The sequence below is a fragment of the Mesorhizobium sp. M8A.F.Ca.ET.161.01.1.1 genome (assembly GCF_004792105.1).
Lineage (GTDB): Bacteria > Pseudomonadota > Alphaproteobacteria > Rhizobiales > Rhizobiaceae > Mesorhizobium.
In genome coordinates, this window is the sequence record NZ_SRTD01000003.1 from 463,066 (window position 1) to 483,887 (window position 20,822).

The 20,822-nt window shown below is 65.6% G+C and carries 24 protein-coding genes; 14 read left to right on the forward strand and 10 right to left on the reverse strand.

Features of this window, described 5'->3' with window-relative positions:
• The first annotated feature begins 139 nt into the window (after window positions 1-139).
• Complete coding sequence (locus EN804_RS10950; RefSeq protein ID WP_135919374.1) at window positions 140-589, forward strand: ester cyclase; 450 nt, start codon at window positions 140-142, stop codon at window positions 587-589.
• Between the two features lie 59 nt (window positions 590-648).
• On the opposite strand, the gene EN804_RS10955 is transcribed toward EN804_RS10950, so the two are convergent.
• Complete coding sequence (locus EN804_RS10955) at window positions 649-1,182, reverse strand: hypothetical protein (RefSeq protein WP_189524484.1); 534 nt, start codon at window positions 1,180-1,182, stop codon at window positions 649-651.
• Between the two features lie 112 nt (window positions 1,183-1,294).
• On the reverse strand, window positions 1,295-1,621 hold the full coding sequence (locus EN804_RS10960) for a DUF1330 domain-containing protein (RefSeq protein WP_127279716.1): 327 nt from the start codon (window positions 1,619-1,621) through the stop codon (window positions 1,295-1,297).
• Window positions 1,622-1,796: 175 nt separating this feature from the next.
• On the opposite strand from EN804_RS10960, the gene EN804_RS10965 reads away from it, so the two are divergent.
• The 5 genes from EN804_RS10965 (at window position 1,797) to EN804_RS10990 (ending at window position 5,509) form a co-directional block, all read left to right on the forward strand.
• The gene (locus tag EN804_RS10965) at window positions 1,797-2,489 is read left to right on the forward strand and encodes a helix-turn-helix domain-containing protein (protein ID WP_127279717.1); all 693 of its coding nucleotides are present in this window, start codon (window positions 1,797-1,799) and stop codon (window positions 2,487-2,489) included.
• 84 nt (window positions 2,490-2,573) lie between these two features.
• On the forward strand, window positions 2,574-3,689 hold the full coding sequence (gene ada / locus EN804_RS10970) for a bifunctional DNA-binding transcriptional regulator/O6-methylguanine-DNA methyltransferase Ada (protein ID WP_135919446.1): 1,116 nt from the start codon (window positions 2,574-2,576) through the stop codon (window positions 3,687-3,689).
• A gap of 22 nt (window positions 3,690-3,711) precedes the next feature.
• Complete coding sequence (locus EN804_RS10975; protein ID WP_245464454.1) at window positions 3,712-3,927, forward strand: hypothetical protein; 216 nt, start codon at window positions 3,712-3,714, stop codon at window positions 3,925-3,927.
• Window positions 3,928-4,217: 290 nt separating this feature from the next.
• Window positions 4,218-4,769 carry a methylated-DNA--[protein]-cysteine S-methyltransferase gene (locus EN804_RS10985; protein WP_135919375.1) on the forward strand — a complete coding sequence of 184 codons (552 nt, stop codon included), beginning with the start codon at window positions 4,218-4,220 and terminating at the stop codon, window positions 4,767-4,769.
• Entirely contained in the window at window positions 4,766-5,509 is a 744-nt protein-coding gene (locus EN804_RS10990) for a 2OG-Fe(II) oxygenase (RefSeq protein WP_135919376.1), read from the forward strand. Before EN804_RS10985 ends, EN804_RS10990 begins: the two co-directional genes overlap by 4 nt.
• Before the next feature lie 9 nt (window positions 5,510-5,518).
• On the opposite strand, the gene EN804_RS10995 is transcribed toward EN804_RS10990, so the two are convergent.
• Window positions 5,519-6,421 (reverse strand): LysR family transcriptional regulator, encoded by a 903-nt coding sequence (locus EN804_RS10995; protein ID WP_135919377.1) that lies wholly within the window; start codon window positions 6,419-6,421, stop codon window positions 5,519-5,521.
• Between the two features lie 121 nt (window positions 6,422-6,542).
• On the opposite strand from EN804_RS10995, the gene EN804_RS11000 reads away from it, so the two are divergent.
• Window positions 6,543-7,457 (forward strand): alpha/beta hydrolase, encoded by a 915-nt coding sequence (locus tag EN804_RS11000; protein ID WP_135919378.1) that lies wholly within the window; start codon window positions 6,543-6,545, stop codon window positions 7,455-7,457.
• A 4-nt stretch (window positions 7,458-7,461) separates the two neighbouring features.
• Here EN804_RS11000 and EN804_RS11005 read toward each other — a convergent pair whose 3' ends face one another.
• The 5 genes from EN804_RS11005 to EN804_RS11025 all read right to left on the reverse strand — a co-directional run bounded on the left by EN804_RS11005 (window position 7,462) and on the right by EN804_RS11025 (window position 11,573).
• Window positions 7,462-8,403, reverse strand: a complete 942-nt coding sequence (locus tag EN804_RS11005; protein ID WP_135919379.1) for a sigma-70 family RNA polymerase sigma factor — start codon at window positions 8,401-8,403, stop codon at window positions 7,462-7,464.
• Complete coding sequence (locus tag EN804_RS11010) at window positions 8,400-8,933, reverse strand: dihydrofolate reductase family protein (protein WP_135919380.1); 534 nt, start codon at window positions 8,931-8,933, stop codon at window positions 8,400-8,402. The genes EN804_RS11005 and EN804_RS11010 overlap by 4 nt, the downstream gene beginning before the upstream one ends.
• A 2-nt stretch (window positions 8,934-8,935) precedes the next feature.
• Entirely contained in the window at window positions 8,936-9,874 is a 939-nt protein-coding gene (locus tag EN804_RS11015; RefSeq protein WP_135919381.1) for an alpha/beta hydrolase, read from the reverse strand.
• A 107-nt stretch (window positions 9,875-9,981) separates the two neighbouring features.
• Window positions 9,982-10,857, reverse strand: a complete 876-nt coding sequence (locus EN804_RS11020) for an SDR family oxidoreductase (protein WP_135919382.1) — start codon at window positions 10,855-10,857, stop codon at window positions 9,982-9,984.
• A gap of 128 nt (window positions 10,858-10,985) precedes the next feature.
• Window positions 10,986-11,573 carry a dihydrofolate reductase family protein gene (locus EN804_RS11025; protein WP_127278501.1) on the reverse strand — a complete coding sequence of 196 codons (588 nt, stop codon included), beginning with the start codon at window positions 11,571-11,573 and terminating at the stop codon, window positions 10,986-10,988.
• A gap of 108 nt (window positions 11,574-11,681) precedes the next feature.
• Here EN804_RS11025 and EN804_RS11030 point away from each other — a divergent pair, with 108 nt between their 5' ends.
• The 3 genes from EN804_RS11030 to EN804_RS11040 all read left to right on the forward strand — a co-directional run bounded on the left by EN804_RS11030 (window position 11,682) and on the right by EN804_RS11040 (window position 14,305).
• Entirely contained in the window at window positions 11,682-12,098 is a 417-nt protein-coding gene (locus tag EN804_RS11030) for a helix-turn-helix domain-containing protein (protein WP_135916759.1), read from the forward strand.
• A 276-nt stretch (window positions 12,099-12,374) separates the two neighbouring features.
• A complete protein-coding gene (dinB, locus tag EN804_RS11035) occupies window positions 12,375-13,622 on the forward strand; it encodes a DNA polymerase IV (RefSeq protein ID WP_135919383.1) in 1,248 nt (415 codons plus the stop codon).
• Between the two features lie 299 nt (window positions 13,623-13,921).
• Window positions 13,922-14,305, forward strand: coding sequence for a YkvA family protein (locus EN804_RS11040; RefSeq protein ID WP_135919384.1), 384 nt, complete (start codon window positions 13,922-13,924; stop codon window positions 14,303-14,305).
• A 41-nt stretch (window positions 14,306-14,346) separates the two neighbouring features.
• Here EN804_RS11040 and EN804_RS11045 read toward each other — a convergent pair whose 3' ends face one another.
• Entirely contained in the window at window positions 14,347-14,880 is a 534-nt protein-coding gene (locus tag EN804_RS11045) for a sterol desaturase family protein (RefSeq protein WP_127278498.1), read from the reverse strand.
• 182 nt (window positions 14,881-15,062) lie between these two features.
• Here EN804_RS11045 and EN804_RS11050 point away from each other — a divergent pair, with 182 nt between their 5' ends.
• Window positions 15,063-15,527, forward strand: coding sequence for an NUDIX domain-containing protein (locus EN804_RS11050; protein WP_135919385.1), 465 nt, complete (start codon window positions 15,063-15,065; stop codon window positions 15,525-15,527).
• Between the two features lie 201 nt (window positions 15,528-15,728).
• Here EN804_RS11050 and EN804_RS11055 read toward each other — a convergent pair whose 3' ends face one another.
• Complete coding sequence (locus tag EN804_RS11055) at window positions 15,729-16,916, reverse strand: Gfo/Idh/MocA family oxidoreductase (protein WP_127870349.1); 1,188 nt, start codon at window positions 16,914-16,916, stop codon at window positions 15,729-15,731.
• Between the two features lie 323 nt (window positions 16,917-17,239).
• On the opposite strand from EN804_RS11055, the gene EN804_RS11060 reads away from it, so the two are divergent.
• The 3 genes from EN804_RS11060 to EN804_RS11070 all read left to right on the forward strand — a co-directional run bounded on the left by EN804_RS11060 (window position 17,240) and on the right by EN804_RS11070 (window position 20,788).
• Window positions 17,240-18,133, forward strand: coding sequence for a MurR/RpiR family transcriptional regulator (locus EN804_RS11060; protein WP_127870348.1), 894 nt, complete (start codon window positions 17,240-17,242; stop codon window positions 18,131-18,133).
• Window positions 18,134-18,476: 343 nt separating this feature from the next.
• Window positions 18,477-19,259: an SDR family oxidoreductase gene (locus tag EN804_RS11065; RefSeq protein WP_127870347.1), complete on the forward strand. Its 783-nt coding sequence runs from the start codon at window positions 18,477-18,479 to the stop codon at window positions 19,257-19,259.
• A complete protein-coding gene (locus EN804_RS11070) occupies window positions 19,256-20,788 on the forward strand; it encodes a mannitol dehydrogenase family protein (protein WP_135919386.1) in 1,533 nt (510 codons plus the stop codon). The genes EN804_RS11065 and EN804_RS11070 overlap by 4 nt, the downstream gene beginning before the upstream one ends.
• The last annotated feature ends 34 nt before the right edge of the window (window positions 20,789-20,822 follow it).

A 20,822-nucleotide genomic window follows, 5' to 3' on the forward strand; every position in this document is an offset into this window, starting at 1 on the left:
CCATGACCGGCCGTTGCTGCTCTGCGCCTTTCGATTGGCCGGCAAGATCCGGAGTTCTGCGCGCGTCGGGTCGTCCTAGGGATGGCTGGGGATCATCGACACAGGTGATCTCCAAACCAGACAAGAAGAGGACCTCCCTATGACCAAGCAGGAAGACAACAAGGCCGTCGTCGTCAGATGGTTCACCGACTTCTGGGGTGAAACCTGCGACCTCTCAGTCGTCGACGCCGTCGCCGCGCCCGACATGCTGCTGAAATATTCGCTGCACGAGCCGCGCCGCGGCCGCGACGACATCAAGGCCTTCATGACCGATTTCCGTGCCGCTTTCCCGGATCTCAACTTCTGGGCGACCGCCGATCTCATCGCCGAGGGCGACTATGTCGTCGGCCAGTGGGAGGGCGGCGGCACGCATACCGGCCCGGCCTTCAGCGATTTCCTCACCGGTTCGCTGCCCGCCGCCACCGGCCGCGCCATGCGTTTCACCGGCACCACGGTGCTGAAGGTGATCGACGGCAGGATCGTCGAGGAAATCGGCCTCGACGACGGCGTCGCCGCCCTCACCCAGCTCGGCCTGATCAAGGCCGCCTGAGAGCCTCATGCAATTCGAGAGTTCGGCCAGGCGGCGTTGGCGCCGCCTGGCCGTGCCGTTTACTGGCTCGGTGCCATCACGTGCTCGCATGACACTTTCGGGTTCATGTCGGCGAAGGTGCCGGTCGGGTTGCCTTTCCAGGCCCAGACATGCAGTTCGTAGAATTCACCCAGGCCATAGCGGTTGGGCGCGCTGTTGAAGTTGAACAGCTGTCCCTCGAGCGACGCCGGCCCCTTCGAGGTGATGTATTCGACCGCCACCAGCTTCAGCGTGCCGTCGGCCATCGGCTCGTACATCACCGCTTCGGGACGGGCGATATCGATCTTGTCGTCCTTCAGATACCCGCCATTGACATAGTGGATGCCCATGGCGCCGCCGGTGATGCCGCTGGCGCAGGGAATGGGCGCATAGCCTTCCGCCGTCGCGGCGTTGACGTCGAGAAACCGGCTGTTGGCTGCCCGCACCTTTTCGGCCAGCGGATTGGCGTCCGGCGCGCCCGCCGCCTCCTGATGCGCCTGTGCGAAGGTCGTGCAGACAGCCAGCACGGCCCCCGCCATGAGAAGCCCGCTGCGAAAGTTTGACTTCATATCCATTCCATTCCTGTTGAAAAAGCACGGCTGGCCGGCCGCCGGCAATACGGCGGCGCGACAGGCAAGCGCCGTGGCTGTTGTTGCGTGGAGATCCCGAAAACGCGGCGAATGCCGGTCATCCCTTCGGCAGGTACGGGATCGTTCCGGCCAGATCGGTGTCGTCGATCAGCTGGAAACGGCTGTCGCTGCCGTCCTGGCGGGCCGAAACGAAAGGCGCATAGGCCGGATCGCTGGTGAAGGCGCGCGCCGCGGCTTCCGACGGGAACGCCATCAGGGCGATCAGCGTCGTGTCGAGCGGCATGCCTTCGAGCGTCGTCACATTGCCGCTTCGCGACAGATATTTGCCGCCATGCTTGTGGACGAGGTCGTGCACCGAGGCGGCGTAGGCCGGGACCCACTTCGGGTCCTTCATCTTGATGTCCGCGATAACGTAAGCAGTCATTGTGGTCTCCTGGTTGCGGCGCACAGGGGTATCCCGTGCACCGGCCAAAGGGCTCGCATGGCAGGGCCAGCGCCAGCCAGTCCGCGATCTGTACCGGGCCGGTACAGTTTCTGTACTCGCCGCTTCAATCACGAAGGACTAATGTTGGCCGCAGGTTCGAGGGAGAGGCACAGTCATGACCCAGCACGGATACAAACAGTTCTGCCCGCTATCGATGGCCGCCGAAGTGCTGTGCACCCGCTGGACGATGGTGCTGATGCGCGAGCTCGTGGCGGGATCGACCCGCTTCAACGACCTGCGCCGCGGCGTGCCGAAAATGTCGCCGACCCTTCTGTCGCAACGGCTGAAGGAGCTAGAGTTGGCGGGGATCGTCGAGCGCAAGGAGGTCCAGGGAGAGAAAGGGATCTTCGACTACCGGCTGACCGAGGCCGGCCGCGATCTGCGCCCGGTCGTCGAGGCGATGGGGTTCTGGGGCCAGAAATGGGTCGAGTCCCGGCTGTCGCTGAAGAATCTCGATCCGTCGCTGCTGATGTGGGACATGCGGCGCAATTTGAACCCCTCGCCGCTGCCGGAAGGACGCACGGTGATACAATTTCTGTATCAGGAACTCCCCGCCTCCAAACGCTCCTGGTGGCTGATCGTCGAAAAGCACGGCGAGGTCGACCTGTGCTGGTACGATCCGGGCTTCGACGTCGACCTCTATGTCTCGACCGACCTGCACACGATGACGGCGATCTGGATGGGATTGCTCACCGTCGAGAAGGCCGGCGCGAAGGTCGTCCTGACCGGCGACCAGGCCATCGGCAGGCAGATGCAGACCTGGCTCGGCCTCAGCCCCTTCGCGGTGGAGCCCAAGCGCGCGGCGTAGGACAGCGAGGCTCATCGACCGCGATCTGCGCCGTTTGGCAGGAAACGGGTGGCGAGGCGGCCTTTTGGCGGCTTCTATGCGCTTATGTTCATCACCCTGACCAAACATCTGCAACCCGCGCCACTGCCGGTGGACGACGATCCGCGCTGGGCGCGCATCGTGGCGCGCGACAAGTCGGCCGATGGCGCATTCTGGTATTCGGTGGCCACGACCGGCGTCTATTGCCGGCCGTCCTGTCCGTCCCGGCGCGCCAACCCCGCCAATGTCCAGTTGCACGACACGTTACACCAGGCGAAGGCGACAGGCTTTCGCCCATGCCGGCGCTGCAATCCGGACGGCCCTTCGCTCGAGGCCGCCAACGTCGCGATGGTCGCCGATGCCTGCCGCAGGATCGAGGCGAGCGAGGAGGAACCCTCGCTCGCCGAACTGGCCGATGCCGCCGGCCGCAGCCCCGGCTATTTCCACCGCGTTTTCAAGGCGGTCACCGGGCTGACGCCGAAAGAGTATGCAGCGGCCCGCCGTGCCGCCCGGGTCCGCCAGGGGCTGGAAGACGGCGTCAGCGTGACATCGGCGATCTACGATGCGGGCTTCAATTCGAGCGGGCGTTTCTACGAAAAGTCGACCGGCATGCTCGGCATGACGCCGACGCGCTATCGCGCCGGCGGCGCCAACGAAGAGATCCGCTTCGCCGTCGGCGAAACTTCGCTCGGCACAATCCTGGTCGCATCGAGCCGCAAGGGCGTCGCCTCCATCCTGCTCGGCCAGGATCCCGACGCGCTGGTGCGCGACCTGCAGGACCGTTTCCCCAAGGCGCGGCTGGTCGGCGGCGACGGCGACTACGAGGCTCTGGTCGCCCGCGTCGTCGGCTTCGTCGAGACGCCGGCGCTCGGTCTCGACCTGCCGCTCGACGTGCGCGGCACCGCGTTCCAGCAGCGCGTCTGGCAGGCCTTGCGGGACATCCCGGCCGGCCACACCGTTTCCTATGCCGAGATCGCGCGGCGTGTCGGCGCGCCGAAGGCGACCCGCGCCATCGCCGCCGCCTGCGCGGCCAACGCCCTTGCGGTCGCTATTCCCTGCCACCGCGTGATCAGGAAGGACGGCGCCCTGTCGGGCTATGCCTGGGGCGCGGAGCGCAAACGCGCGCTGCTCGACCGCGAGGCCGGCGGGACGGCGACGACCTACCGGTCCTCGCGGGCCTGACGAGGATTCGGCAATGCGCGCGATGGCCAGGTCTCCCACCACCGGTGCCAACAGCCAGATCGCCAACGGCGCTGCCGTCAGAGAGGACGCGAAGGCGCTGGTCATGGCCGCCATCGGCGAACTGGTCCACGGAGGCAAGGCTGAGTGGAACCGCACCGCCACCGGCGAGATCGAGCTGCGGCTGTTATCAGGCGAGGTGTTCTTGCTCGGCGAGGCCTGCGTCACACGTGTCGCCTAGTACACCTCAGCACTCTACGGCGCCCCCCTCTGTCCTGCCGGACATCTCCCCCACAAGGGGGGAGATCGGCAGTTTTGGCGCCCCGCTCATTCTTGCAACGTTGGAAATTGGCGAAGGCGATGATGACATCCAATCTCCCCCCTCGTGGGGGAGATGTCCGGCAGGGGGGCGCCGTAGAGCACCTGCCTCCGCGTCCTCAGGCGCCCGAGATTTGAATTTGAAAGCAAGCATCGGAGTGAGGAACATCCGGCCCGTGGCTAGGGTTCAGGCACACAGAAGGAGTGAAGGCAATGAACCACATGCAGACCCATATGCCGGCGACGGCCGCCAGCGCCGCCCTCGACACCATCACCTATGCCATCGGCCAGTCCGCGCTTGGACGCATCCTCGTGGCGCGCAGCCTCATCGGCGTCTGCGCCATCCTGATCGGTTTCGACGCCAATACGCTGGAACAGGACCTCGCCAACCGCTTCCCCGGCAGGATGCAGCTTGAAGACGAGGCCGGCTTGCGCGGCGATCTCGCGGCGATTGCGCGCTTCATCGAAATGCCCGGCGCCGGCCTCGACCTGCCGCTCGACATGCGCCACGGCACGCCCTTCCAGCAGCGCGTGTGGGAGGCGCTGCGCACCATTCCGTGCGGCGCCAAGGTCACCTACACCGCCCTTGCCCGGCGCCTCGGCATGCCGGACGGCGCCCGCGCCGTGGCGACGGCCTGTGCCGCCAACCCCATCGCGCTCGGCATTCCCTGCCACCGCGTGCTGCGCGCCGACGGCTCGCTGTCCGGCTACCGCTGGGGGACCGAACGCAAGCGCGCCTTGCTGGAGCGGGAGGCCGCGATATGAACGCCGACGCCAGGGTTGCCCCATCGCTGGTCGAAGCCGCCGAGACACGAATCGCCGCCTACGACTGGCCGGCGCTCACCACCGAGCTCGACGGCTTCGGCTGCGCGGTGATGGAAAAGCTGCTCTCACCCGAAGAGTGCCGGCAACTCGCCGGCCTCTACCCCCAGGAGCAGCATTTCCGCAGCCACATCCACATGGCCAGGCACGGCTTCGGCAAGGGCGAATACCGCTATTTCCGCTATCCCCTGCCCGACCTGATCGGCGGCCTGCGCGGCGCGCTCTATCCCAGGCTGGCCGAGGTCGCCAACCGGTGGAACGAGCGCATGGGGATCGCCATGCGCTACCCCGCCACGCATGCCGCGTTCCTCGACCAGTGCCATGCCGCCGGCCAGGTCAGGCCGACGCCGCTTTTGCTGCAATATGTGCCCGGCGACTTCAACTGCCTGCACCAGGACCTCTATGGCGACCTCGCCTTCCCGCTGCAGGTGGCGATCCTGCTTTCAGAGCCCGGCGAGGATTTCACCGGCGGCGAATTCGCGCTGACCGAACAGCGGCCGCGCATGCAGAGCCGGGTCGAAGTGGTGCCCTTGCGCCAGGGTGATGCGGTGGCCTTCGCCGTCCACAACCGGCCGGTGCAGGGCACGAAAGGCAATTACCGCGTCAATTTGCGCCACGGCGTCAGCCGGCTGCGCTCAGGCATGCGCCACACGGTCGGCATTATCTTCCACGATGCCAGGTGAATGCCGGCCTCATGCTTCCCAATAGGGCGGGTCGCCGAACACATCGCGCAGCCATGCGGTGAGCGCACGCAGCTTGGCGGATCCGCGCCGGTCCTCGGGAAAGGCCATGTAGATGCTGGCTCCTTCCGGCTCGGCGCCGACATCGACGCTCACCAGCCGCCCGTCGGCGATTTCCGCCTGGATGAAATAGGCGGGAAGCAGGGCCAGGCCGAGGCCGGCAAGCGCGGCATCGCGCATCAGGATCCCGTTGTTGACGCGCAACGTGGTCTGAGAGCGGACAGTCATCAGCCGCCGTGAAACCTTGAACCGCCAGTCGGCGGCGCCCCGGATCGAATAGATGATGCCCTTGTGGCGTTTCAGGTCCTCGACGGTCTCGGGCCGCCCGAATGTCTCGAGATAGTCCGGCGCGGCCACCAGGAAGCGCCGGCTGGAAGCCAGCTTCCTGACGATGACGGGGCCGTCGTCGACCACTGGCCCGTGACGCAAAATGGCGTCGTAGCCGTCGGCCACTATGCTGACGAAGCGGTCGTCGAGATCGAGCGTCAGCTCAATCCCCGGATGCTTGGCCAGGAAGCCATACAGCGCCGGGCCGAGATGCAGGATTCCGAAACTGGTCGGCGCCGCTATTCTGAGCGGCCCGGCGAGTTCACCGCGGCGCTCGGCGATCTCGGCGCTGGCATCGGCCACCTCCTGCATGATGCGCTTGGCGCGTTCATAGAAACTTCGTCCTGTCTCGGTGATGGAAAGCTTGCGCGTCGTGCGGTCCAGCAGCTTCGTGCCGAGGCCGCGTTCGAGTTCCGACAGCCGCTCGCTGATGACGGATTTCGACAGCGCCATGCGCCGGGCCGCTTCGGTGATCGAACCGGATTCCGCCACGGCGACAAAGGCGGCGGCGGCTTCGAGCTTCAGCATTGTTCGGCTTTCCCGAATTCACAATCAGGCGACCGTCGCCTAACGAAATCAAGGGCATGGTGTCATAGTTCACAAAACCGCGATACCGCGGTGATAGAACAAAATCTCCAGGAGTGCTTACATGTTTCGTCCTTTGGTCATCGTGCTCGGCTTGTTGGCAATGAGCGTTCCGGCCTCAGCCCGCGTGGTCGCCTTTCCTGCCAGCTTCAAGACGCAGACGATCAAGACCAACGGCACCAGCCTGCACGTCCGCGTCGGCGGTAAGGGTCCGGCGATCGTGATGCTGCATGGCTTCGCCGATACCGGCGACATGTGGGCGCCGGCAGCGATTGCGTTGATGAAGGATCACACGGTGATCGTGCCGGACCTGCGCGGCATGGGCCTTTCGGCGCATCCCGACGACGGCTACACCAAGAAGAACCAGGCGGTCGACATCGCCGGCGTGATGGACGCGCTGAAGATCGACAAGGCCGAGCTGGTAACGCACGACATCGGCAACATGGTCGGCTATGCGCTGGCCGCGCAATATCCGAAGCGCATCGCCAAATGGGTCGTCATCGACGCGCCGCTGCCGGGTATAGGCGACTGGGACAAGATCAAGCAGAGCCCGCTGCTGTGGCACTTCAACTTCCGAGGCCCCGACATGGAGCGGCTGGTCGCGGGTCGCGAGCGCATCTACCTCGACCGCTTCTACAACGAACTGTCGGCCGACCCGAAGAAGATCGACGAGGCGACGCGCGCCCACTACGCAAAACTCTATGCACGGCCGCATGCCATGCATGACGCCTTCGAGCAGTTCAAGGCATTCGACCAGGACGCCATCGACAACCAGGCGATGCTGGCCAGCGGCGGCAAGCTGTCCATGCCCGTGCTCGCCGCGGGTGCGGAAAAATCGGCCGGCACCAGCCAGGCCGACATCCTGCGTCTCGTCGCCACGGACGTGACCGGAGCCGTCGTGCCCGCATCGGGCCATTGGATCATGGAGGAAAACCCCGATGCCACCGTCAAGCTGATCACGGATTTCCTCTCCAGGTAACGGCCTAGCGGGTCACTCCGTCGGCGGCGATCATGTCCAGTATCCACGGGCAGGCATAATAGTCTGCGATGCGGTCGATCGCCCCACCGGTCGCATGGATTCGCACCAGATAGGCCGGCCGCCAGACCTCGCCATATTGCCTGTCGACGACCAGCATGATCTCCCCTTCGATCGTGCCTGGCCGCATGCGCCAGGGCAGCTCGCTGCGCTCATATTCGACGAAGTAGGGCGAGCGGGAGAGCAGGCCGTTATAGCAGTCCGAGACCCGCAGCCGCGCATCGGCGCTGGTCAGCGCCCGCACCCCGTCCCAGTCCCTGGCATTGAAGAGCGCGACATAGCGGTCAAGCAGCCGCTCCAGTTCCGGGTTATGTGGTGGCACCGCGACCGGTTGCGCGGGCAAGGCGGCGAGCTTGGCGCGGCCGCGATTGAGCGCCGACTTGACGCCGCCCGATGTCGAGCCGACCAAATCGGCGATCTCGTCCAGCGAATGGTCGAAGACATCCTTGAGCAGCACGCAGGCGCGCTCCTTCGGCGGCAGATGCACGACCAGCCGCTCGATGGCGCGGCCGGCGCCCGGACCGGCCGGCTCGACCGGCAGCACGATATCGTCGCCGGCATAGAAGGCTTCGGCCGCGTGCCGCGTGCGGCGATTGCGGATGAAGTCGATGCACCTGTTATGCGCGATGCGAAACAGCCACGGCCGCAGCGCCTGCGCATCGTCGAGCAGCTCGATCTTGCGATAGGCCTCGAACAGCGCCTCCTGCATGATGTCCTCGCCATCCAGCGCCGAGCCGGTCATGCGCGCGCAATAGCGATGCAACCTGGCGCGCAGATGCGAAACCGTCTCCAGGAACGCGGCATAGCGCAGGTCGAACACGCGGTCGGGCTCAGGCCAGGCCCGCATGGCTTGCGTCGTCTCGGGGGTTTTGCGGATCTGCTGGTTCATCGCGGCACATAGGTCAGGGTCACCACGCCGTTGGCGAAACGATGCGTGCCGACAAGATCGAGATCGACCGGTCCGACATCGTCGAAGGCGCGCTTGCCGTGCCCGACCCATGTTGGCACGATCGACAGATGATACTCGTCCACCAGCCCCGCGCCAAGCAAGGTGCGGTCGAGCTGCGACACCCCATATTTCAGGATGTCGCCGCCCGGTTGCCGCTTGATCGCGGCGAGCGCTTGCACAACGTCACCATCAAGCAAGGTGGCATTCCACGACACCGTCTTCAGCGTCGTCGAGGCGACCAGCTTCTTCAGGCCGTTGATGCGGTCCATGTAGGGGCTATCCCTGATGTCTGGCCAGCGTGCGAAGAACATCTCGTAGGTGACGCGGCCAAGCAGGAAGAACTCGACGTTCGAAAGCGCCTGCAAGGCATGGTCCACATTCTCCCCGACGAAGAACGGCGAGGCCCATGTCATGGGTCCCTCGATGACGCCATCCAGCGAGACGAAACTCGACACGATCAGCCGCCGCATGATCACGCCGCCTTTTCGCTGGTCTTCTCACCGGCTGCCGGCAGCCCCAGTCTCGGCCGTACCCAGGCGGCGAAGCGGGCAATGGCATCATCGGCTTCCGGCGCCCGCCCGGCCATCATCTGGAAGGAGTGCAGCATGCCGTCGAAGACGTCGAGCCGGGTCTCGACGCCTGCCTGTCTCGCCCGCTCGGCGAACATGCGGCTTTCGTCGACAAGCGTCTCGTCGGCGCCGGCCTGCAGGAAGACGGGTGGAAAGCCGGAGAGATCGGCGTAGAGCGCGCTGACCTCGGGATCGCGCCGATCGGCATCGCCGATGAAGTTGGCCGCCAGCCAGTCGACGCCAGCCTTGGCGAAGGCCGGATCTTTTTCGCGGTTGGTCTCGTAGCTGGCGGCGGTCATCGCCATGTCGAACCAGCCGGAGATGATCAGCGTGGCGACGGGCAGCGGCCGCCCCTGCGCGCGCAGCCGCTGCAGGACGCCATAGGTCAGCACCGCGCCGCAGGAGTCGCCGGCGATCACGATCCGCCGGGTGTCGAAGCCCTGGTCGACAAGCCAGTTCCAGGCTGCCATCGCGGCCTCGAGCTGGGCCGGATGCTTGGCCTGATGCGCCAGCGGATAATCGTAGACCAGCGCCCGGCAGCCGACGGCCTTGGCGAGATGGCCGACCAGCTTGCGGTGGGTGTAGATCGAGCCGCCGATGAAGCCGCCGCCATGCGCATAAAACAGCACCCGCTGCTCGTCGGCGCCCTTGGGCACGACCCACATCGCCGGCACGCCGCCAGCATCGACCTCGATATAGTCAACGCCGCGCGGCTCGCCGGTCAGCGCCGTCCAATGGACATCGTTGTGGTCGATGATCGCCTGCGGGCTGGTCAGCTTGCCCGCATTGGCCGCGATCGCCGCGTAATGGTTCCTGTTTGCCTCGCTCTCGATGCTCGCCATGATATTCTCCTGGGGTTGCGGATCGCGGAAGGCGCGACCTTCGAAGGCAGAGACGTACGGGCAGGCAAAAAGGATACGTGGTGGCGGGCGCTTTTTTGCCGACGCGCTCAGCCGCCAAACATCGCGGCATGCCGCCGGGCGAATTCGACGAACGGCGTCGGCCGCACGCCGAACATCTCATGCGTGGCCAGATGCACCCGCGATTTCGGCCGCCGCCGCCGCTCCGCCAGTTGCTCGTCGAGCGCATCGGCGAAGTCGGCAGGGACGCCGGCGGCCAGCAGATTGCGCCGGCGCTCCTGCGGGCTGATATCGACATAGCGGACCGGCTTGCCGATCCCTTGCGAAATCCGCGCCGCGATGTCGCTCATGGTCAGCGCCTCGGGTCCGGTCATGTCGAGGCTCTCGCCTTCGTGGCCGCCATCGCGCAGCAGCCGGACGGCGACCTTGGCGATGTCCTCGACATCGACCGGCGACAGTTCGGTATCGCCGAGCGCGAGATAAAAAGCGCCTTCCGTGGCAATGGTCGGCGCGTCGCGCAGATAGACCTGCATGAACTGGCTGGGGCGCAGGTGAGTCCACGCCATGCCGGCTCCCTCCAGATAGCGCTCGACCTCCTCATGCATGCGCGTGAAGCGGAACTTGGTCGCGTCATAGCCGATGTTGGATTCGGCACCGGAAAACTTCACCACATGCGTGACGCCGGCCTGCTTGCAGGCGTCGATGAAACGACACTGCGTCTCGACCATGTCTTGCGCGGCGGTCGAAATCATCAGCACGCGATCGATGCCGTCGAGTGCCGCGCCAAGCGTCTCCGCCCGGCGCATATCGCCCTCGATCAGGTCGACGCCGGCAAGTCCGCCGAGCCCTGCCGCGAATGCCCGGTCCAGATCGCGAACCAGCGCCCGCACTTGATACTTCCGCCGTGCGAACTCGCGCACGATTGCCTTGCCGTTCAGGCCGGTGGCGCCTGTCACCAGGATCATGGTCTGTCTCTCCATTCAGCATCGATGCGGCCGCCCTTTCGACGACCGCATCTTGAAGACGAAGAGAAGCGGGCAAAGGATTCCGGCCAAACGTCTTTTTTATCGGGGCGAGGCCAGTATGCGCCGGATCAGCCTGCCTGCGCGTAGCGGCTGACCACCATGCCGCAGGCATAGGCCTTCGAGCCGAGCAGCCGCAGGTTTCGGAACCCGCCCTCGTCGAAGATACGGCGGCCGGCGCCCAGCACGGCAGGATTGACGAACAGCTGGAACTCGTCGACCAGCCCGGCCGCGATCAGCGCCGACGCAAAGCCGGCGCCGCCGAAGACGGCCATGTCGCCGCCCTCGCCCGCCTTCAGCGCGTTGACCTCGCGCGGCAGGTCGCCGCTCACCACCGTCGTGCGCTCCCAACGCGAGGCTTCGAGCCTGTCGCTCGGCACCACCTTGCGCGCTTCGACGATGCGCCGGGCGAAAGCATAGAAGGGATCGGCCGGATATTTCCTCGCCGCATTGCCCCAATGGGTGAGATAGCCCTCCTCGGCCATCTTGCGGCTGAGCAGGATGGTGTCGATGCCGGCGAACACGGCGTTGAAATCCTGTTTCAGCTCGGCGTCCCAACCATTGTCGTCGCCCCACTCCCAGAGCTGCCACGGGTGATCGGCGTCGGCGCCGACGAAACCGTCGACCGACATCTGCATCTGCAGGATGAGCTTTTTCATCGGGTGTCCTCATCAGATTTGCCTAAGGATGGTTTACTTTCGGAACCATTTGACCTGTCGGGAAAAATGATGTCAATAGTAAAGTGATTTAAAATTGGAACCATAGGGATGTCGACGCGCGAACGATCCGCTTGCCCGATCAACCTGTCGCTGGAACTGCTCGGCGACCGCTGGACGCTGCTCATCATCCGCGACCTGATCTTCGCCGGCAAAAGGCATTTCCGCGAGTTCCTTCAATCCGATGAAGGCATCTCCTCGCGCACCCTGGCGGAGCGGCTGCAGACACTGCAGGACGAAGGCATCCTTACCCGCAGCGACGACCCGAGCCACGGATTGAAGGCAATCTACCGGCTGACCGAGGCCGGTATCGACCTCTTGCCGGTGCTTGCCACGCTCGGCGCCTGGGGCAGCAAGCACCGCAACGCCGATGACAAGCTGGCCCGTATCGCCGAGGAACTGGCTGCCGGCGGCGAGCCGGCGCTGGAACGGATGAAGGTGGCACTGCGGGCAGAGCATATGGTGTAGGCGGGAGCGCTGTTCTAAGGGCGAAGCAGCTTCCTTGAAAGTCGGCGCCGCGGGTCGCCGGCGGAGCCGCCGCCCTTTCTCCCCGTCACTATACGGGGAGAAATGCCCGGCAGGGCAATGAGGGCAGCACTGCCGCCTGGGTAGCCAGTCGAAGCATTTGAACTAGGTCACACTCCCCAACGAGATGCCTCCACAACCTGCCTCCCGATTGACAATGGTCCACTTTTGTTCTCTATATGTTCCGGTCTATCAGCAATCGCGGATGAGCGGAACAGGATGGAAACAACGGCCACCATCCTGCATGCCGATCTCGACGCCTTCTATGCCTCGGTCGAGCAGTTGCTCGACCCCACGCTGCGCGGCAAGCCGATCGCGGTCGGCGGCGGCGTGGTGCTCGCTGCCTCCTATGAGGCGCGTGCCTTCGGCGTGCGCGGCGGCATGCCGGGGCGCAAGGCGCGCGAGCTTTGCCCGCAATTGATCTTCGTCGGCGGCAATTTCAGCGACTACCAGCGGCTGGGCGACGCGGCGATCAAGGTGCTCGACGATTTCACGCCGGTGGTCGAGCGCATCTCCATCGACGAGGCCTTTGCCGATGTCGCCGGCTGCACGCATCTGTTCGGCTCGCCGCGAGAGATCGCCACGGTGATCCGCCGCCGTGTGCGGGCAGAACTCGGCCTGCCGATCTCGATCGGCGTGGCGCGCACCAAGCACTTGGCCAAGATCGCCTCGCAGGTCGCAAAGCCCGACGGGCTGGTGGTGGTCGACCCCGGCACCGAGCTTGCCTTCCTGCACGATTTGCCGGTCTCGCTGATGTGGGGCGTCGGGCCGGCAACCAGGGCGCGGTTGGCCGAGATCGGCGTCGAGACCATCGGCGAACTGGCCCGCACCCACAGCGGCGCGCTGACGCGGCTGCTCGGCCCCGCCGCCGGCGACAAGCTCGCGGCCCTGGCGTGGAACCGCGACCCGCGCAAGCTGGAGACGAAGCGCCGGGCGCATTCTGCCGGCGCGCAATCGGCGCTTGGGCAAAAGCCGGCCGTGGCGCGGGTGATCGTGCCGACACTGCTGCATCTGGCCGACCGCGTCGCCAGCCGGCTGCGCGCCAAGAACCGCCCCGGCCGCACGGTGACGGTGCGCGTGCGCTTCGCCGATCTCAGCGCCGTCACCCGCTCGATCACGCTGGAACAGCCGATCTCGGCAACGATCATGCTGGCCGAGATCGCGACGGACCTGGTGCGCGGCGTGCTCGCTGACCATCCACGGGAGAAAACCATCTCGCTGCTGGCGATCTCGGTCTCGCATCTGGAAGAGAGCGCCGAGCTGCAGCTCGACCTGCCGCTCGGCCTTGCCGACGAAAAGCGCCGCCCCGGCAGCCGAAAGGGCCTCGCCCGTTTCGGCGCCGACCGCGCCGTCGACAAGATCCGCGAGCGCTTCGGCAAACAGGCGGTCGGCTACGGCACGGTGGCGCTGGAGGCGGCGCGATCAGTGCCGGACGAATTCAGGAAGTTGGCGGAAAAGGAACTGTGAGCGGAGAAGCCCTCCCGTCGCTCACGCCTTGCGGATCAACGTGCCGAACCAGGCGGCGCCGCGGTCACGGCCGACAGCAGCTCGCGCTTCACCAGCACCGGCTTTTGATAGGTCTTCCTCACGGCAATTCCCCCACATCCAGGCGTCTGGCGGCAACTAGCATCCGGCAGGCACCGCTTGTCAAGAAGAGGCGAAATTGGCTAGCGGGGCAGTTTGCAGATCGCGAAAATGGTTGCAATGATCGAAGCGAAGGGAGCGGCGGCGCCGACTGTCGAGATCTAATAAAAGAGGGTTGCCGTGTGACCATCCTTGACAAGGCAAAGCAATGGGCAAGGGCCATCAAGCGTGATGTGGTCGCCTTGTGGCTGGCCGCCCGCGATCCCCGCGTTCCCTGGTACGCCAAGGTTGCCGCCGGCGTGGTCGCCGCCTACGCGCTCAGTCCTATCGATCTGATACCCGATTTCATTCCCGTCCTCGGATATTTGGACGATCTGATCATCGTACCGCTCGGCATCCTGCTTGCGGTGAAGTTGATCCCCGCCGCTTTGATGGCTGAGTTTCGCGCGGAAGCCATTCGCCGATCCAGGCCGACCAGCCGCGGCGGTCTGGCATTCATCGTTGGAAGTTGGGTTCTGATGGCCGCCGCGCTCATCTGGTTGTTCTGGCCAGATCGCTCGGCCTAGATTTCAGGCCCGGCGTTTCTCATTGCCCCGGCAGCCCCACGTCAAAGCCGCGCGGTGCCGAAAATCCGATCCCAGAAAATCGACGTCACGCCGAAATTGGCGTTCTCGTCGACATGGTGATGCACCGCGTGGCGGCGCTTCAGCATGTAGAGATAGCTCGGATGGGTCGGATGCCAATGATGGATCATGTGGTGGACGCTGATGTACCAGAGGTAGCCCAGCATCAGACCGCAGCTCACCGCGCTGGCGGTCGCGAAATCCGAGACCATCCAGACAGGCAGGAATGCCACCAGCGCATGAACGCCGAGGCTGAGCCATGTGGGCGTGCCCACCGGGCTGCGCTCCTCGATATGGTGACGGTCGTGCAGGTCCCGGATCCAGGGAACGTGGTGCAGCACGAAGCGATGCAGGACGTATTCGATCAGCGTCCACAGGCCAAGGCAGATCAGCGCCGTGCCGATCCAGTCCGGCGCGCCTTCCTCTCCGGCCTCGATCAGCCCGGCCACGCCCAATACGGCGATCACCAGCGGATAGACCACGAAGTCGCTATAGTAGCCGATCAGACCCAGCTGCATTCGGACGAATCACCTGACTTTCGACGCCGCCCCAAAAGCGATGCTATCAGATTGCCGGACTCGCGCATGAGGTGCAATCCGGATGCGCCTGACATAGCGTCGCAATTTCCCGGTGCAAGATCGGCAGTGATCAACGCAGGATCGGCCGACTTCGCACCAGCGCCGCAAACGGACATGCAAACATGGCAAAACGCAGCGCCGGCCTGCTGATCTATCGCCGCAGCGGTGGTGACATCGAGGTGCTGCTGGTGCATCCCGGCGGCCCGTTCTGGGCGAAGAAGGACGATGGCGCCTGGTCGATCCCGAAGGGTCTCGTCGACCAGGGCGAGGACGAGTTGGCGGCGGCGCGACGCGAGACCGGGGAAGAGCTCGGCACGAAGGTCGAAGGCCCCTTCGCGCGTCTTGGCGACTACCGGCAACCGGGCGGCAAGATCGTCTCGGCCTGGTCCGTCGAGGCCGACATCGATGCCGCCGTCATCAGGAGCAACACCTTCACAATGGAATGGCCGCCGCGATCCGGATCGATGAAGGAATTCCCGGAGGTCGACAGAGCCGGCTGGTTCACATTGGCCGAGGCCGAGGTGAAGATTTTGCAGGGCCAGCGCCCGATGCTGTCGGATCTGGCGGGGCAACTGGGCGTGGCATGATCGCCGACGGCAAAGCTGCCAATCTCCCCCAAGAGGGGAAGATGGCCGGCAGGCCAGAGGGGGGCGCTGTCCCGCCAACGTCTCGGTCAATCAGGTATGTCCGTCGGAGGCTTGCGTGAAAGAGGATCATACCGATAGGCAGTGATCCTTGGCGGCCCCTCTGCCCTGCCGGGCATCTCCCCACGAGGGGGAGATTGGCTGTCATCCCCCAAACCGCGCCGCCGTCCACGCCCCGCTGGCCGCGTTCGACTCCACGGCGGCGGCGACGAACTTCACGCCGCGCGCGCCGTCGACCACGTCGGGCACCTGTGCCGCGCGCGCCGGATCGACCGCGCCTCCCGAACGGTGGGCGCGGATGATGTCTGCGGCGTCGCGGTAGAAATTGGCGAAGGCCTCGATATAGCCCTCCGGATGCGCCGCCGGCATGCGCGACACGCGGCGGGCTTCCGCCGTCGAGCCATGGCCGCCGCGCACCAGCGTGCGGGTTTCCTCGCCATGGACGGAAAAGCGCAGTTCCTCCGGCCGCGTGCCCGACCATTCGAGCCCGGCTCTGTCGCCATAGATGCGCACGGAGAGGTCGTTGTAGTGGCCGGGCGACGTCTGGCTGGCCAGGATCGTGCCGCGCGCGCCGTCGGTCCAGCGCACCAGCACATGCGCATTGTCGTCGAGCCGGCGCCCCGGCACGGCGGTGAACAGGTCCGCCGAGACCGAGTCGGCCTCGCGGCCGGAGATGAAGCTTGCCAGGTTGAAGGCGTGCACGCCGATATCGGCCAGCACCGCCGACTGCCCTGCCCTCGCCGGATCGGTGCGCCATTCCGCCTGCTTCTGGCCGTCGGCATCGATCGGCTTGGTCAGCCAGTCCTGGATATAGGCGCCATGCACAGACACGATCCGGCCGAGTTCGCCCGCCATCACCATCTCGCGCGCCTGGCGCACCATGGCGTAGCCGGTGTTGTTGAGGGTGACGACGAAGCGGCGCTTTTTCGCGCGCGCCAGCGCCACCAGCGCTCGCGCGTCATCAAGCGTCGTCGACAGCGGCTTGTCGCAGATCACGTCGATGCCGGCTTCGAGAAAGGCGGTGGCGATCGGCGCGTGCAGATGGTTGGGCGTGACGATGACGACCGCCTCGATGCCATCCGGCCGCGCGGCCTCCGCCTTGGCCATGGCGCGATAATCGGCATAGCTGCGATCCGGCGCGATGCCGATTTCGGCGGCCGAGGCGGCGGCATTGTCCGGATCGGACGACAGCGCGCCGGCGACCAGCGCGATCTGGTCGTCAAGCCGCATGGCCAGCCGATGCACCGCGCCGATGAAGGCGTTGCGGCCGCCGCCGACCATGCCCACCCTCAAGCGCGTGCCCGCCGACCCGTCCGATGTTGCGTAGACCATGTTTCCTCCTCCACCTATCACTTCGTCATCCTGGGGCGGAGCAAGGAGCGCAGCGACGCGGCGCAGACCCCAGGATCCATGCCGTGGCTTCAAGGCGTTGCGACGGTGCAGAATCTTCTGATTCCGCCGCGTTCCTCGGCAACTGTCACGGCATGGATCCCTTGGGCTGCGGAGCAGCTCCAGGGGTCTCCGCGACGGAGCTTCGCTCCTGCTTCGCCCTGGGATGACGACGTTGGAAGGACTTACCGAGCCCCCCTACCACCCTCGAACAGGATTTCCAATTTCCATATTGTAAAACGATCGTATCGCGCTAGCCTGAATTCATGAGCGGGGCGAGAAAACCATCCGGACGATCCAATGCCGACGAGGCGGCGACGCGCAAGCGCGGGCGTTCGCTGGCGGCCCTTGGCTATATACAGCCGCAGACCTATGAAGAGCTGCGCGCGGTGCTGTCCTCCGGCACGGTGCATTTTCCGAAGCGCCTGCGCCAGGTGGCGATCTTCCTGTGGCAGCATCCGAGCGAGGTCGCGCTCGGCACCATCGCCCAAGTGGCGGCACAGGCCGGCGTGCAGCCCTCGACGCTGGTGCGCTTCGCGCAGATCTTCGGATATTCGGGCTTTTCCGATTTCCAGGGCCTGTTCAAGGACCACGTCAAGGGATCCTGGCCGGAAGGCCGTGGCGAGCAGCGCGCCGAGGCCGAGCCTAACGCCGCCATGCATTTCCTGCGCGGCATGGTCGGCGCCTCGCTGGCCTCGCTCGGCCGCATCGAAAGCGGCTTCGATGTCGAAAGCTTCGAGAAGATGTTGGCGACGCTGGCCGACGCCGACCTGATCTACGTCATCGGCTCCAAGCGCGCCTTCCCCGTCACCACCTATCTGTCGCTGACGCTTTCGCAGCAAGGCGTGCGCAACGTGCTGGTCGACAATGTCGGCTCGACCGCGCTCGACCAGGTCGGCTGTATCGGCAGGCAGGATGCGGTGCTGGCGGTATCCTTCAGCCCCTATAATTCGATCACGCCCGACCTCGTCGCGGTGGCGCACGAACGCGGCGCCCGCATCGTCACCATCACCGACAGCACCTTCTCGCCGCTGATCCGGCTCTCGGACAGCTGGCTGGAGGTGGTGGAATCCGACTTCGCCGGTTTCCGCTCGCTGGCCGCGTCGCTCGCCGTCGGCATGGCGCTGGTCCAAGGCGTCGCGGCAAAGCGCGGCAAGTGAATATTGGAGGTTTTGATGGAGAGTTTCGACTTGTGACGGCGACCATAAATTATCGACGCCCGCGCCGCCCCTCATCGCCCTGCCGGGCACTTCTCCCCGTATAGTGACGGGGAGAAGGGGCTGGCCTCAGCGCTGGCACCCCCTTTGCAACATTGGTGATTGGCGAAATCGGTGACGACAGCGCCCCTCTCCCCGTCACTATACGGGGAGAGGATGCCGGCAGGCAGGTGAGGGGCGGCGCAGACTTTAGGATGTCATCTGATGAACCGCCACTGGCACAATTGACTACCGGGAATTATCGTTCCATATTTTGAAAAATAGAAACTTTGTTCCGGGAGGAGGAATGGAGATCAGGCTCGAAGGCAAGGTGATATTGGTCACCGGGTCGACGCAAGGCATCGGCCGTGCCATCGCCGAGACCCTGGCGCGCTCCGGCGCGGCCGGGCTGCTGGTCACCGGCCGCGAGAAGACGCGTGGCGATGCGGTCGCGGCGGAGCTTTCGCGGCTGGGCACGCCGACACTCTTCGTCGCCGCGGACCTCGGAGACCCGGAAACTCCGGCCCTTTTGGCGCAGGCCTGCATCGAGCGCTTCGGTCGCATCGACGGCCTGGTCAACGCCGCCGGCCTCACCGACCGCGCGTCCTTCCTCGACGCCAGCCCCGAAGACTGGGCGGCGCTGTTCGCCGTCAATGCGCGCGCGCCGTTCTTCCTGATGCAGGCGGCGATTGCCGACATGCGGAAACGCGGCCAGGGGGGCGCGATCGTCAACATCCTGTCGATCAACGCCCATTGCGGCTCACCCGAGCTTGCCGTCTATTCCGCCACTAAGGGCGCGCTGGCGACGCTCACCAAGAACGCCGCCAACGCCCACCGCTTCGACCGCATCCGCGTCAACGGCATCAATGTCGGCTGGACCGACACGCCGGCCGAGCGTGTGATGCAGGCGCAGACGCTCGGTCATGGCCCGGGCTGGCTTGACGCCGCCAACGCCGCCCAGCCCTTTGGCCGGCTGCTCAGGCCGGACGATATCGCCAACCTCGCCGTCTTCCTGCTTTCCGACGCGGCCGGGCCGATGACCGGGGCGGTGATCGACCAGGAGCAGTCGGTGATCGGGGCGAACCGGTGAACGCCATCGAAACGCTTGGGCCTGGCCTGCTGGAGCGGCTTCCCGCCGCCGTGCAAAAGCCGACCTACGACCGCGCATCGCTGTCACCCGGCATGGCCCATCTCGGCGTCGGTGCCTTCCACCGCTGCCACCAGGCCGAATACACCGACGACCTGCTCTCGCTGAAGTTCGACCGCTGGGGCATTGTCGGCATCAACATCCGCCCGCCGGCGCTCGCCGACACCCTTGGCCGGCAAGGCGGCCTCTACACAAGGCTGATCCGCGAGAACGACCATGTCGAGGCGCGCATCATCGGCAGCATCGTGAAGGTGGTCGACAGCCAGGACAGCGCCGCACCGGCGCTCGCGGTGCTCGCCTCGCCCGACATCGAACTGGTGACGATGACGGTGACGGAAAAAGGCTATTGCCATATCCCGTCGACGGGCGCGCTCGATCTCGGCCATCCCGACATCGTCCATGATCTCGCCAATCCGGAAGCGCCACGCAGCCTGCCCGGCATCCTGGCGCTGGCGCTGGAGCAGCGCAGGGCCACGCATGGCCGCAAGCTGACACTGCTCTCCTGCGACAACATTCCGACCAACGGCGTCATCCTGGAAAATGTCGTGCGGAGCTTTGCCGAACGGCGTGGCAATGGGCTTGCCGACTGGATTGCGGCCAATGCCGCCTTCCCCTCCGCCATGGTCGACCGCATCGCGCCGGCTGTGTCGCCGGATGATCTCGACAGCGTCGAACAATGGTTCGGCTATCGCGATGGGGCCGTTGCGGTGGGCGAGCCGTTCCGGCAGTGGGTGATCGAGCAGAAATTCGCCGGCCGCATGCCGCGCTGGGACCTGGCCGGCGCGACCTTCGTTGACGATGTCACGCCGTTCGAGCATCTCAAGATGCGGGTGCTGAACGGGGCGCAAACGACGCTCGCCACGCTCGGCGTGCTAGCGGGGCTCGAACACACATTCGATGCCATCGCCGACCCGCTGCTGTCGGTCTTCGTCAGGAGCATGCTGGTCGAGGAGACGCTTCCGACACTGACGCCGGTGCCCGGCATGGAGCCGTTGGCTTATGTCGAGCAGAGCCTTGGCCGGCTGAAGAACACAGCGATCCGCCATCGCAACCACCAGATCGCTACCGATGGATCGCAAAAGATCGTCCAGCGCCTGCTCAACCCGATCCGCGACCGGCTGAGCCAAGGCGCCAGCATCGGCCTGCTGTCGGTGCCGGTCGCCGGCTGGATGGCCTATCTCATCCTGGCCTCGGCGCGCTTCGGCAAACGCTGGCCGGTGTCGGATCCCTATGCCGGCAGGATCGCAGCGATCGCCGACGAAAGCGGACGCGATGCGCCGGCGCTGGCTTCCGCCATCCTGGCCATCGACACGATTTTCGACCCCGGCCTTGCCGCTGACGAGACGTTTCGCAAGACGGTGACTTCAGTGCTGGGCGAACTGCTTTCGGACGATCCGATGGCGGCCGTTCGACACAGTCTGGAGCAAGACGGGGTCGCGAGGTTGAAACGATCCAAACAATCGGCATTATAGGCATCGATCGCGGGTTCGCGGTCAGGGGAGGCAT

Excerpts from the sequence above, each read along its gene's own strand:
- EN804_RS10950 (WP_135919374.1), top strand. The coding sequence starts at position 140 with ATGACCAAGCAGGAAGACAACAAGGCCGTCGTCGTCAGATGGTTCACC.
- EN804_RS10955 (WP_189524484.1), bottom strand. The coding sequence starts at position 1,182 with ATGGATATGAAGTCAAACTTTCGCAGCGGGCTTCTCATGGCGGGGGCC.
- EN804_RS10960 (WP_127279716.1), bottom strand. The coding sequence starts at position 1,621 with ATGACTGCTTACGTTATCGCGGACATCAAGATGAAGGACCCGAAGTGG.
- EN804_RS10965 (WP_127279717.1), top strand. The coding sequence starts at position 1,797 with ATGACCCAGCACGGATACAAACAGTTCTGCCCGCTATCGATGGCCGCC.
- ada (WP_135919446.1), top strand. The coding sequence starts at position 2,574 with ATGTTCATCACCCTGACCAAACATCTGCAACCCGCGCCACTGCCGGTG.
- EN804_RS10975 (WP_245464454.1), top strand. The coding sequence starts at position 3,712 with ATGGCCAGGTCTCCCACCACCGGTGCCAACAGCCAGATCGCCAACGGC.
- EN804_RS10985 (WP_135919375.1), top strand. The coding sequence starts at position 4,218 with ATGAACCACATGCAGACCCATATGCCGGCGACGGCCGCCAGCGCCGCC.
- EN804_RS10990 (WP_135919376.1), top strand. The coding sequence starts at position 4,766 with ATGAACGCCGACGCCAGGGTTGCCCCATCGCTGGTCGAAGCCGCCGAG.
- EN804_RS10995 (WP_135919377.1), bottom strand. The coding sequence starts at position 6,421 with ATGCTGAAGCTCGAAGCCGCCGCCGCCTTTGTCGCCGTGGCGGAATCC.
- EN804_RS11000 (WP_135919378.1), top strand. The coding sequence starts at position 6,543 with ATGTTTCGTCCTTTGGTCATCGTGCTCGGCTTGTTGGCAATGAGCGTT.
- EN804_RS11005 (WP_135919379.1), bottom strand. The coding sequence starts at position 8,403 with ATGAACCAGCAGATCCGCAAAACCCCCGAGACGACGCAAGCCATGCGG.
- EN804_RS11010 (WP_135919380.1), bottom strand. The coding sequence starts at position 8,933 with ATGCGGCGGCTGATCGTGTCGAGTTTCGTCTCGCTGGATGGCGTCATC.
- EN804_RS11015 (WP_135919381.1), bottom strand. The coding sequence starts at position 9,874 with ATGGCGAGCATCGAGAGCGAGGCAAACAGGAACCATTACGCGGCGATC.
- EN804_RS11020 (WP_135919382.1), bottom strand. The coding sequence starts at position 10,857 with ATGATCCTGGTGACAGGCGCCACCGGCCTGAACGGCAAGGCAATCGTG.
- EN804_RS11025 (WP_127278501.1), bottom strand. The coding sequence starts at position 11,573 with ATGAAAAAGCTCATCCTGCAGATGCAGATGTCGGTCGACGGTTTCGTC.
- EN804_RS11030 (WP_135916759.1), top strand. The coding sequence starts at position 11,682 with ATGTCGACGCGCGAACGATCCGCTTGCCCGATCAACCTGTCGCTGGAA.
- dinB (WP_135919383.1), top strand. The coding sequence starts at position 12,375 with ATGGAAACAACGGCCACCATCCTGCATGCCGATCTCGACGCCTTCTAT.
- EN804_RS11045 (WP_127278498.1), bottom strand. The coding sequence starts at position 14,880 with ATGCAGCTGGGTCTGATCGGCTACTATAGCGACTTCGTGGTCTATCCG.
- EN804_RS11050 (WP_135919385.1), top strand. The coding sequence starts at position 15,063 with ATGGCAAAACGCAGCGCCGGCCTGCTGATCTATCGCCGCAGCGGTGGT.
- EN804_RS11055 (WP_127870349.1), bottom strand. The coding sequence starts at position 16,916 with ATGGTCTACGCAACATCGGACGGGTCGGCGGGCACGCGCTTGAGGGTG.
- EN804_RS11060 (WP_127870348.1), top strand. The coding sequence starts at position 17,240 with ATGAGCGGGGCGAGAAAACCATCCGGACGATCCAATGCCGACGAGGCG.
- EN804_RS11065 (WP_127870347.1), top strand. The coding sequence starts at position 18,477 with ATGGAGATCAGGCTCGAAGGCAAGGTGATATTGGTCACCGGGTCGACG.